Here is a 12,889-nt window from a genome sequence, read left to right as displayed (position 1 = left end):
TCATGACCAGGCAAGAAAAAGCAATCATCATCGAGCAACTCACCGAGAAGTTTTCCAGCAATCCGAATTTCTATCTTACGGATGCTTCAGGATTATCGGTAGCCCAGATCAATGCGTTCCGCCGGATGTGCTTTGATAAGGGACTGGAATACAGCGTATATAAAAATACACTTGTAAAGAAGGCCCTTGAAAAGCTGGAGGTAGCATATGAGGAAAACGGACTGAACGAGGCGCTTAAAGGATATACAGGAATTCTGTTTACTTCGGAAGACAATGCGAACGTTCCGGCCAAAGTGATTACAGAATACCGTAAGAAAAGAAATCAGAAAAAACCTTTATTAAAGGCTGCTTCCATAGATACAGATGTCTTCGTTGGCGAAGAGCATCTGAAAATGCTCACCGAGCTTAAATCCAAACCTGAACTTATTGGTGAAGTTATTGCATTGCTGCAATCTCCTGCCAAGAACGTTATTTCTGCACTACAGAGTGGAAAGCATACCCTTGCAGGTCTGGTGAAAGCCCTCGAGGAGCGAGAAAATTAATAAATGAATTAAAAATTACAATCGATTAAATACAGTAAAAATGGCAGACGTTAAAGCACTTGGAGATCAACTTGTTGAACTTACCGTAAAGGAAGTAAACGAATTAGCTGAATACCTTAAGGAAACTCACGGCATCGAGCCTGCAGCAGCAGCAGCGGTAGCCGTAGCAGCTCCAGCCGGTGGCGGTGAAGGTGGAGAGGCCGCTGAGGAGAAATCAGAATTTGATGTAGTTCTGAAGTCACCCGGAGGTGCCAAACTCGCAATCGTGAAATTGGTTAAAGAACTGACCGGTCTCGGACTGAAAGAAGCAAAAGAAATCGTTGATAGCGCACCTAAAGCTATCAAAGAAGGCGTAAGTAAAGATGAGGCTGAAGGCCTGAAGAAGCAGCTTGAAGAAGCTGGGGCTGAAGTTGAATTGAAATAAGGCGCTGTTGGCGACATTGATCGTCTAACGATACCGTTAGGCCCCTGGTCCCGATGCATTTCGGGATAGGGGTCTTTTCCTGTTTGTACGCATATATGCGTTGGTGAGCCGTCATCAGTAAAAAAACGGCCGAATTACAATCATTTTGTAATCTAAATTCTAAAAGCTTTGGCTAACAAGAAAGATAACAATCGAATAAGCTTTTCATCCATAAAAAAGGTAATCGATTATCCCGATTTCCTGGATATCCAGTTACAATCATTCATGGACTTCTTTCAGCTGGAAACACCGGCTGAAAAACGTGAACATGAGGGTTTGTTCAAGGTGTTTGCAGAGAATTTTCCCATTTCCGATTCAAGGGAAAACTTCGTTCTGGAATTCATCGATTATACAATCGATCCTCCGAAATATTCTGTGGATGAGTGCATAGATCGCGGCCTGACATACTCAGTTCCGCTGAAAGCTAAATTGAAATTAACGTGTAACGACGAGGATAACGAAGACTTCGAGACTATCGAACAGGAGGTTTTCCTTGGAAATATCCCTTACATGACCGCCAAAGGTTCATTCGTGATCAATGGTGCGGAAAGGGTAATTGTTTCCCAGTTACACAGATCACCAGGTGTATTCTTTGCGCAGAGTAAGCATACCAACGGAACAACCTTGTATTCCGCACGGATTATTCCGTTTAAAGGATCATGGATCGAATTTGCTACCGACGTAAATAACGTGATGTATGCATATATCGACCGTAAGAAGAAGTTCCCGGTAACAACCCTGCTTCGTGCCATTGGATACGGAACAGATAAGGATATTCTGGACCTGTTCGGTCTTTCTGAGGAAGTTAAGACAACCAAGAAAGATTTGAAAAATGCTACCGGAAGAAGGTTGGCTGCCAGGGTTCTCAAGACCTGGACAGAAGACTTTGTGGATGAGGATACCGGTGAAGTTGTATCTATCGACCGAAACGAGGTATTGTTGGAAAGGGATCACATCCTCACAGATGAAGATATCGAAACGATCTTCGATTCAGGTGCAAAATCAATTATTCTGCACCGCGAAGATGTGAACGTGACCGATTTCACGATCATTTTCAATACGCTTTCGAAAGATAATTCAAATTCTGAGAAGGAAGCAGTTGAGCAGATCTACCGCCAGCTTCGAAATACCGAGGCACCGGATGAGCAAACTGCACGCGATATCATTCAAAGCCTTTTCTTCAGTGAGAAACGTTATGATCTCGGTGAAGTAGGACGCTACAGAATTAATAAAAAGCTTGGTCTTGATATCGACAGTGATCAGCGCGTACTTACCACACAGGATATCATCCTGATCGTGAAGTACCTGATCGGTCTGATCAACTCGAAGGCAGTGGTCGATGATATCGATCACCTGAGCAACCGACGTGTACGAACCGTAGGTGAACAGCTTTACTCCCAGTTTGGGGTGGGTCTGGCACGTATGGCCCGTACCATTAAAGAACGAATGAACGTTCGTGATAACGAGGACTTTAAGCCTGTTGATCTGATCAACGCGCGTACACTCTCGTCTGTGATCAACTCATTCTTCGGAACGAACCAGTTGTCGCAGTTCATGGATCAAACGAACCCACTGGCCGAAATCACGCATAAGCGTAGAATGTCTGCCCTCGGACCAGGAGGTTTATCCAGAGAACGCGCCGGATTTGAAGTTCGTGACGTTCATTACACTCACTACGGTCGTCTTTGTACGATCGAAACTCCGGAAGGTCCGAATATCGGACTGATCTCTTCCCTCTGTGTTCACGCGAAAGTGAACCACATGGGATTCATCGAAACTCCATATCGTGAGGTAGCTGAAGGTAAGGTGGATATGAGTGGTAACGTGAAATACCTGACGGCTGAGGAGGAAGATACCCACAATATTGCCCAGGCAAATGCACCACTGAAAGATAATGGTGATTTCATCAACGAACGTGTAAAAGCCCGTTTCGAAGGTGACTTCCCGGTTGTTGAGCCGAATGAAGTGAAATACATGGACGTTGCTCCTAACCAGATTGTATCGGTGGCAGCATCGCTTATTCCTTTCCTGGAACATGATGATGCGAACCGTGCCCTGATGGGATCAAACATGCAGCGTCAGGCAGTTCCGCTCCTGAAGCCGGAAGCTCCTATCGTAGGAACCGGACTGGAAGGACGCGTAGCACTTGATTCACGCGCCCTTGTACTGGCTGAAGGCGATGGAACCGTGGAATATGTGGATGCGAAAAAGATTGTTATCCGTTATAAAATGACGGAAATGGATCTTCTCGCAAGCTTTGATGAGGATACCAAAACATATGACCTGATCAAATTCCGCCGTACAAACCAGGATACCTGTATCAACCTTACTCCAATTGTTAAAAAAGGTGAAAAGGTTACTAAAGGTCAACCACTGGTTGAGGGATATGCTACCGAGAAGGGAGAGCTTGCACTGGGCCGCAACCTGATGGTTGCCTACATGCCATGGCAGGGATACAACTTTGAGGATGCGATTGTAATATCAGAGCGCGTAGTACGTGATGATGTTTACACTTCCATCCACATCGAGGAATTCGAACTTGAGGTTCGGGATACCAAACGCGGTGAGGAAGAACTTACTTCCGAAATTCCTAACGTAAGTGAAGAAGCTGTTCGTCATCTTGATGAGAACGGTATCATTTCGGTTGGAGCGGAAGTTCGTGAAGGAGATATCCTTATCGGTAAAATCACTCCGAAAGGTGAAACAGACCCGACACCGGAAGAAAAGCTCCTCAGAGCTATTTTCGGTGATAAAGCTGGTGATGTGAAAGATGCTTCGATGAAAGCACCTCCTTCATTGCGCGGTGTGGTTATCGATACCAAACTATTCTCACGCCCTAAGAAGGATAAGGACCTTCGTGCAAAGGCAAAGAAAGAAGTTGAAGTACTTAAAAATAAATACAGCAAGGACCTGTTGGCGCTTCGCGGTGAACTCATCGAGAAGATGTCAACCCTGTTGAATGGTAAAACCAGTAAGGGAATTCGTCATAAGTTTGGTGACGAACTCATCAGCAAAGGTGTAAAATTCACAGCCAAGGTTATTGAAGAGAACCTCTTCCCGATGAAGAATATTTACCGGGATGAAAGTACCTACAATGTGCCTGAAGAAGTGAACCTTATTTCTGACGTTAATCTCGATAACTGGACTGACGACGAGGAAATCAACCACTGGGTATTCCGTCTTGTGAAGAATTACAATATCAAGCGTAATGAAATCACAGGTGAATTCAAACGTGAGCGGTTTACACTCGAGGTTGGAGATGAACTTCCTGCAGGAATTGTTCAGCTTGCCAAAGTGTATATCGCCAAGAAACGTAAGCTCAAGGTAGGTGATAAGATGGCCGGTCGACACGGTAACAAGGGTGTTGTTGCGAAGATCGTTCGTGAAGAAGATATGCCGTTCCTGGAAGACGGGACTCCGGTTGATATCTGTCTGAACCCACTGGGTGTGCCTTCACGTATGAACCTTGGTCAGATTTACGAAACCGTTCTCGGATGGGCGGGCTATAAACTTGGCCGCCGATACGCAACGCCGATCTTTGACGGAGCGAATCTCAGTGAAGTATCCAAAGAACTGAAGGAAGCAGGACTTCCTGATTTCGGACGGGCTTACCTGTACGACGGACTGTCAGGCCAGCGTTTTGACCAGCCGGTTACTGTGGGTATTGCCTACATGCTGAAACTTGGTCACCTGGTTGACGATAAGATGCACGCACGTTCTATCGGACCATACTCTCTCATTACACAGCAACCATTGGGTGGTAAAGCCCAGTTCGGTGGTCAGCGATTTGGTGAAATGGAGGTTTGGGCACTCGAGGCATTTGGTGCAGCAAACGTTCTTCAGGAGATTCTGACGATCAAGTCAGATGACGTGATTGGTCGTGCTAAGGCATACGAAGCCATTGTGAAAGGAGATAACATGAGGAAACCAAACATTCCGGAATCCTTCAATGTTCTCGTTCATGAACTTCGTGGACTGGCACTTGAAATCACGCTTGACTAAAATAGACATTTTCAACCCTGCAGCATTTGCTGCAGGGTAAGACATTAAATACATACATCATTATGTCGTTCAGAAAAAACAAGAAAATTAACCTTGACTTCTCTAATGTAACCATCAGTCTTGCTTCTCCGGAATCAATTCTGGAAAGCTCGCACGGCGAGGTTACACAACCGGAAACGATCAATTACCGGACCTACAAGCCCGAAATGGGCGGGTTGTTCTGTGAGCGGATCTTCGGACCGGTTAAGGACTGGGAATGTCATTGCGGAAAATATAAAAGAATCCGTTATAAGGGTATTATCTGTGACCGCTGTGGTGTGGAGGTAACAGAGAAGAAAGTACGTCGTGAGCGTATGGGACACATTGAACTGGTTGTTCCCGTAGCACACATCTGGTATTTCAAATCACTTCCCAACAAGATCGGATACCTGCTCGGACTTCCTACTAAGAAGCTTGATCAGATTATATACTATGAGCGATATGTGGTAATTCAGCCCGGCACAAAGGAAGAAGATGGACTTCAGTACATGGATTTCCTTACCGAGGATGAGTACCTCGATATCATGGATAAACTGCCCCGCGAAAATCAGATGCTTGATGACACTGATCCGCAGAAGTTTATCGCTAAAATGGGTGCGGAAGCACTTGAAATGTTACTGGCTCGAATAGAACTGGATACACTCTCATATGATCTCAGACATCAGGCGGCTACTGATACATCGCAGCAGCGTAAGGCAGAAGCCCTCAAGCGTCTGAAGGTTGTTGAGGCATTCCGTGAAGCCAAGACCCGTATTGAAAACCGTCCTGAATGGATGATCATAAAGATGGTTCCTGTAATTCCACCGGAACTCCGTCCGCTGGTTCCTCTGGATGGCGGCCGTTTTGCAACATCAGATCTGAACGACCTTTACCGCCGTGTAATTATCCGGAATAACCGTCTCAAGAGACTGATCGACATCAAGGCTCCTGAAGTGATCCTGAGAAACGAAAAGCGAATGCTGCAGGAAGCAGTTGATTCACTATTCGATAACTCTAGAAAGGTGAACGCTGTGCGCTCAGATGGAAACCGTGCGCTGAAATCATTGAGTGACATGCTCAAAGGTAAGCAAGGTCGTTTCCGTCAGAACCTTCTCGGTAAGCGTGTAGATTATTCAGGTCGTTCCGTAATCGTGGTAGGTCCTGAACTGAAGCTGCATGAATGCGGACTTCCCAAGGACATGGCTGCTGAGCTGTTCAAGCCGTTCATCATCCGTAAACTCATCGAGCGCGGAATCGTGAAGACGGTGAAATCGGCGAAGAAAATTGTGGATCGTAAAGATCCTGTAGTTTGGGATATCCTTGAAAATGTATTGAAAGGACACCCTGTGCTGCTCAACCGTGCTCCTACTCTGCACCGTTTGGGTATCCAGGCTTTCCAGCCAAAACTGATAGAAGGAAAAGCGATCCAGCTGCACCCGCTCGTATGTACGGCCTTCAACGCCGACTTTGACGGTGACCAGATGGCTGTTCACGTGCCACTCGGACAGGAAGCGATTCTTGAGGCTTCATTACTGATGCTTTCATCGCACAATATCCTGAACCCTGCAAATGGTGCGCCTATCACCGTTCCTTCACAGGATATGGTATTGGGTCTGTATTATGTAACCAAGGGTCGTAAAGGCACCGAGGAAGAACCAATGCCGGGCGAAGGTAAAATGTTCTATAATGCCGAAGAGGTTATCATTGCACTGAACGAGGGTAAACTCAGCAAGCATTCCTGGATCAAGGTTCGCGCGAAGGTTCGTGAAAAAGGTGAACTGGTCACTAAAGTGATCGAAACAGTTGCCGGTCGTGTGCTCTTCAACCAAAACGTTCCTGAGGAAGTAGGTTTTGTAAACGAACTGCTTACCAAGAAGAAACTTCAGAAGATCATTGCCGACGTTTTCAATATCACAGGTATGGCGCGTACCGCTCAGTTCCTGGATGATATTAAAGATCTCGGATTCCAGATGGCCTACAAAGGCGGTCTGTCGATGGGTCTGAATGATGTGACTGTACCTAAAGAGAAAGAAGTTCTCGTGAATCAGGCAAAAGAGGAAGTTGATGCCGTATGGAACAACTACCTGATGGGTCTGATTACCGACAACGAACGATATAACCAGGTAATTGATATCTGGACACGTACCAATACTCTCCTTACCAACACGTTGATGACGAAGCTGGAGCAGGATGATCAGGGCTTTAACTCGATCTACATGATGATGCACTCAGGTGCCCGTGGTTCGCGTGAGCAGATCCGTCAGCTGGGTGGTATGAGGGGTCTGATGGCCAAGCCTCAGAAAAACCTTGCTGGTTCTGTTGGATCAATTATTGAAAACCCGATCCTTTCCAACTTTAAGGAAGGACTTGATGTATTGGAATACTTCATTTCTACACACGGTGCTCGTAAGGGTCTTGCCGATACCGCCCTGAAAACAGCGGATGCAGGATACCTGACACGTCGTCTTGTGGACGTGGCGCAGGATCTCGTGATTACCGAGGCAGATTGCGGAACGCTTCGCGGACTTACCGTGGCTGCCCTGAAGGATAACGAAGATATCGTAGAGCCGCTTTCAGAGCGAATCCTCGGTCGCGTATCCGTTCATGATATCTATGACCCGATCACCGATGAGATCATCTGTGAATCAGGAGATGAAATTACTGAAGAAGTAGCGGCAAGGATCGATGAGACCAGTATTGAAGAGGTAGAAATCAGATCACTTCTTACCTGCGAAACAAAGCAGGGGGGATGCGCGAAATGCTACGGCCGTAACCTGGCAACCGGTAAGATGGTACAGGCAGGTGAAGCGGTTGGTGTTATCGCAGCTCAATCAATCGGTGAACCTGGTACACAGCTTACACTCCGTACATTCCACGTGGGTGGTACAGCTTCCAACATTGCCGTTGATGCCAATATCAAGGCTAAATTCAGTGGTGTAGTAGAGTTTGAGGAAGTTCGTTCACTGAAAACAACCAACTATGACGGTGATACCGTTGAGGTGGTCATGGGACGAACTGGTGAAATCAAAATTGTTGATCCGGAGAAAGGAATTACATTGATTTCCAACCACGTTCCCTACGGTGCATTCCTTCGCGTGAAAGAAGGTCAGAAAGTCGAGAAGGGTGATGAACTTTGTTTCTGGGATCCTTACAATGCGGTAATCCTTTCTGAATTCGACGGTACAGTAGAATTTGAATCGATCATCGAAGGTATTACCTACAAGGAGGAATCGGATGAACAGACCGGTCACCGTGAAAAGGTTATTACCGACACGAAAGACAAGACCAAGAACCCGGCGATCATCATCAATGGCAAGAAAGAATCCAAGTCTTACAATATTCCGGTAGGAGCTCACCTGGCTGTAGAGAACGGACAGAAGCTGAAAGCCGGACAGGTAATGGCCAAGATCCCGAGAACCATGGGTAAATCCCGTGATATTACCGGGGGTCTGCCAAGGGTAACCGAGCTTTTTGAAGCACGAAATCCTTCGAACCCTGCCGTTGTAAGTGAGATCGATGGCGTTGTGACATATGGCGGAATTAAGCGCGGTAACCGTGAGATTTTCATTGAATCTAAAGATGGAATCAAGAAACGTTACCTGGTGCCGCTGTCGAAGCACATCCTTGTTCAGGATAATGACTTTGTGAAAGCAGGATATCCGCTTTCAGACGGAGCCATTACCCCGGCTGATATCCTTGCGATTAAAGGTCCGACCGCAGTTCAGGAATACCTGGTGAACGAGATTCAGGAGGTATATCGTCTGCAGGGTGTGAAGATCAACGATAAGCACATCGAGGGAATCGTTAGCCAGATGATGCAGAAGGTTCAAATCCTGGATCAGGGAGATACCAACTTCCTGCCTGGTGAGAATGTAGATAAATTTGTATTCGCTGAAGAGAATGACCGTGTTCTTGATAAGGTGGTAGTAACCGATGCAGGTGACTCACCGAACCTGAAACCTGGTCAGATCATTTCGGCCCGTGAATTGCGGGATGAGAATTCGACCCTGAAGCGTAAGGATCTGAAGCCCGTGGAAGTACGTGAAGCCATTCCGGCAGTATCGCGTCCTACACTTCAGGGAATTACGCAGGCTTCACTGAAAACCGAAAGCTTCCTGTCGGCAGCGTCCTTCCAGGAAACTACCAAGGTATTAAGCGAAGCGGCAATCCGGGGTAAGATGGATACATTGATCGGTCTGAAGGAAAACGTGATCGTTGGTCACCTCATTCCTGCCGGTACCGGACAGCGAAGATTCCAGAATCTGATCGTCGGTTCCAAGGAAGAATACGCAGAACTCGTTGAAGCCAATGAAGAGGCTGCAACACAGGAAAAAGTGGTTCGCGAAGAATAATCCATGGGAGACGAACAGAAACCAGATAAAAAAAATCCGAATCAGATCAATATTGAACTGACGGAAGAAGTTGCAGAAGGTGTTTATTCCAATCTGGCAATGATCGCACATTCCAATAGTGAATTTGTGATTGACTTCATCAGGCTGATGCCCGGAGTGCCAAAAGCCAAGGTAAAGTCCAGGATTGTGATTACACCGGAACACGCAAAAAGGTTGCTTCATGCTTTAGGTGATAACATCAAAAAGTATGAGGATACATTCGGACCGATCAAGAAGACGGACGAAGCACCTAAGTTCCCGATGAATTTCGGGGGTACCATGGGTGAGGCCTGATGCGGGTGATAAATGATAGAACAGTGGACATTGGGAAGCCTTTTTTCCAATGTCCATTGTCGTTACAGACGGTAAATTAAATTATTTAAACTGTTTGTTTAATGAAGGTGATTTTATACCTTTGCAGTCCGAATTTTGAAAACGATAGAACTAAAGGAAACAATATTCAATGCCTACTATTCAGCAATTAGTACGAAAGGGTAGAAAAAAGTTGGTATCGAAATCCAAGTCACCGGCTCTGGATTCATGCCCGCAGCGCCGCGGCGTTTGTACACGTGTGTACACCACAACCCCTAAAAAGCCAAACTCTGCAATGCGAAAAGTTGCAAGGGTACGACTGACCAACGGTAAGGAAGTAAACGCCTACATTCCAGGTGAAGGACATAACCTTCAGGAACACTCGATTGTTCTTATCCGTGGAGGAAGGGTTAAAGACCTTCCTGGTGTACGTTATCACATTATCCGTGGTGCACTGGATACTGCTGGTGTGAATGGCAGGTTACAAAGAAGATCTAAATACGGTGCAAAGCGCCCTAAAAAATAAATCGTAGAATAGAATGAGAAAAGCGAAACCCAAGAAGCGATATATTCTGCCGGATCCTAAGTTCAAGGATACCCTGGTAACGAAATTTGTGAATTACCTGATGGTAGACGGCAAGAAGAGCGTGGCGTACAACATTTTCTATGATGCTGTTGCAATTGTAGAGCAAAAAACCGGAGAGAACGGACTGGATACATGGAAAAAGGCGTTGAATAATATTATGCCTGCAGTGGAGGTGAAGAGCCGTCGTGTTGGTGGTGCTACTTTCCAGGTTCCTATGGAAGTGCGTCCTGAACGTAAAATTACGCTGGGTATCAAATGGATGATCCGTTACTCACGTTTGAGAGGTGAAAAGACAATGGTGGATCGTCTTGCAGGTGAAATAATTGCTGCTTCAAAAGGTGAAGGTGCTGCTGTGAAGAAAAAGGATGATACTCATCGTATGGCAGAGGCGAACAAGGCGTTTTCTCACTTCAGATTTTAATTACACGTAACTCATGGCAAAGAAAGATTTAAATTTTCTTCGAAATATAGGTATCATGGCTCACATCGATGCCGGTAAGACTACGACTACAGAGCGTATTCTTTACTACACCGGTCTGAGCCATAAGATTGGTGAAGTGCATGACGGTGCGGCTACTATGGACTGGATGGAGCAGGAGCAGGAACGTGGTATTACTATCACATCTGCTGCGACTACCACTTCCTGGAAATATCCAACTACCCAGGGTCATGTTAATGATAATACCAAGGAATACCGGATCAATATCATCGATACTCCCGGTCACGTTGACTTTACTGTTGAAGTAGAGCGTTCACTGAGGGTATTGGATGGAGCGGTTGCATTGTTTGACTCTGTTTCAGGAGTTGAGCCGCAATCGGAAACCGTTTGGAGACAGGCTGACAAATACCGGGTTCCCCGTATTTGTTTTGTAAATAAAATGGACCGTGCTGGTGCGGATTTCTTCAATTGTGTGAAGGAGATTAAGGATAAGCTGAATGCGAAGCCTGTTCCGTTGCAAATTCCTATCGGGGCTGAAGATAATTTCCGTGGAGTAGTTGATCTCATTACCAACAAGGCGGTAATCTGGAATGAAGAGGATTTGGGAATGACCTACGATTTCATCGATATCCCTGAAGATATTCAGGATGAAGTAGATGAGTGGCGTCAAAACCTGGTAGAAAGTGTTGCCGAATATGATGACCATCTTCTGGAGAAATTCTTTGAAGATCCGGATTCAATCACTCCTGCTGAAATGCGTGCAGCTATTCGAGCAGCTGTTATCGATCTTTCTTTCTCGCCAGTTCTTTGCGGATCGGCGTTCAAGAATAAAGGTGTTCAGGCGTTGCTTGATGCTGTTTGTGCATACCTTCCTTCTCCGATGGATCTTCCCCCGGTTATCGGTTCAGATCCTGATGATGAAGAAAAGAAATTAACCCGTAAACCTGAAATAGAGGAGCCATTTGCAGCGCTTGCTTTCAAGATTGCAACCGATCCTTTCGTTGGACGTCTTTGCTTCTTCCGTGTTTATTCGGGTGTTCTTGATGCAGGTTCTTATGTGTACAACATGAGAACACACAAGAAAGAGCGTATCAGCCGACTGATGCAGATGCACTCTAACAAGCAAAATCCTATCGACCGCGTAGAAGCAGGTGATATTTGTGCAGGAGTTGGTTTCAAGGATATTAAGACTGGTGATACGCTTGTTGACGAGAAACATCAGATAGTGCTTGAATCTATGTCATTCCCTGAACCCGTTATTGGTTATGCGATCGAGCCTAAGTCACAGGCCGATGCAGATAAGCTGGGTGTGGCAATTTCCAAGCTGGTTGAAGAAGATCCTACACTTCAGGTTAATACTGATCATGAAACAGGACAGACTATTCTTCGCGGAATGGGTGAACTTCACCTGGAGATCATTATCGATCGTCTGAAGCGTGAATTCAAGGTTGAAATTAACCAGGGTGCACCTCAGGTGGCGTACAAAGAGGCTATTACCAAGTCGGTTGAACATAAGGAAGTTTATAAGAAACAGACAGGTGGTAAGGGTAAATTTGCGGATATCGTATTTGAACTCGGACCGCGGACAGATGGTAAGCAGGGTCTTGAATTTGATAACAAGATTGTGGGTGGTGTTATTCCTAAGGAATTCATTCCTGCAATCCAGAAAGGTTTTGACCAGGCCATGAAGAACGGGCCATTGGCAGGCTATCCTATGGATTCACTGTACGTTCGTTTGTTCCACGGATCATTCCACGATGTGGATTCGGATGCGCTGTCATTCGAAATGGCTGCAAGACTTGGTTACAAAGAAGCTGCCAAGAAAGCCGGACCTCAGTTGCTGGAGCCTATCATGGCAGTAGAGGTAGTAACCCCTGAAGAATTTACCGGAAACGTTACAGGTGACCTTAACAAGCGTCGCGGTATCATGAAAGGTATGGATACCAAGGGTGGTGCCCAGGTAATTAAGGCGGACGTTCCGCTTTCAGAACTGTTTGGTTATGTAACCGATCTTCGTACCATTACTTCAGGTCGTGCTGCGGCATCCCTGACGTTCTCACACTACGATCCGGTTCCGAAGAACCTTGCTGATAAAGTGATTGAAGAAGTAAAAGGCGCAGCCGTAAATTAATAAGA

Annotated in this window: 8 protein-coding genes; all 8 read left to right on the top strand. The window is 46.0% G+C overall.

The features are described from left to right. Positions 1-2 precede the first annotated feature (2 nt). Positions 3-542 carry a 50S ribosomal protein L10 gene (rplJ, locus tag LDX50_RS24680; protein ID WP_225698948.1) on the top strand — a complete coding sequence of 180 codons (540 nt, stop codon included), beginning with the start codon at positions 3-5 and terminating at the stop codon, positions 540-542. Between the two features lie 40 nt (positions 543-582). Next, positions 583-966, top strand: coding sequence for a 50S ribosomal protein L7/L12 (rplL, locus tag LDX50_RS24675; RefSeq protein WP_225698947.1), 384 nt, complete (start codon positions 583-585; stop codon positions 964-966). Between the two features lie 168 nt (positions 967-1,134). Then, the gene (rpoB, locus tag LDX50_RS24670; protein WP_225698946.1) at positions 1,135-5,007 is read left to right on the top strand and encodes a DNA-directed RNA polymerase subunit beta; all 3,873 of its coding nucleotides are present in this window, start codon (positions 1,135-1,137) and stop codon (positions 5,005-5,007) included. A gap of 62 nt (positions 5,008-5,069) precedes the next feature. After that, positions 5,070-9,377 carry a DNA-directed RNA polymerase subunit beta' gene (gene rpoC, locus LDX50_RS24665; protein WP_225698945.1) on the top strand — a complete coding sequence of 1,436 codons (4,308 nt, stop codon included), beginning with the start codon at positions 5,070-5,072 and terminating at the stop codon, positions 9,375-9,377. A 3-nt stretch (positions 9,378-9,380) separates the two neighbouring features. Beyond that, positions 9,381-9,710 (top strand): DUF3467 domain-containing protein, encoded by a 330-nt coding sequence (locus tag LDX50_RS24660; RefSeq protein WP_225698944.1) that lies wholly within the window; start codon positions 9,381-9,383, stop codon positions 9,708-9,710. Between the two features lie 169 nt (positions 9,711-9,879). Then, positions 9,880-10,254: a 30S ribosomal protein S12 gene (rpsL, locus tag LDX50_RS24655; protein ID WP_202242120.1), complete on the top strand. Its 375-nt coding sequence runs from the start codon at positions 9,880-9,882 to the stop codon at positions 10,252-10,254. Between the two features lie 13 nt (positions 10,255-10,267). Next, complete coding sequence (gene rpsG, locus LDX50_RS24650) at positions 10,268-10,735, top strand: 30S ribosomal protein S7 (protein ID WP_225698943.1); 468 nt, start codon at positions 10,268-10,270, stop codon at positions 10,733-10,735. A gap of 13 nt (positions 10,736-10,748) precedes the next feature. After that, the gene (gene fusA, locus LDX50_RS24645; protein WP_225698942.1) at positions 10,749-12,884 is read left to right on the top strand and encodes an elongation factor G; all 2,136 of its coding nucleotides are present in this window, start codon (positions 10,749-10,751) and stop codon (positions 12,882-12,884) included. The last annotated feature ends 5 nt before the right edge of the window (positions 12,885-12,889 follow it).

The organism is Fulvivirga sedimenti, from assembly GCF_020328055.1.
Note: the sequence above shows the minus strand (reverse complement) of the source record. Positions and strands in the feature narration are given on the sequence as shown.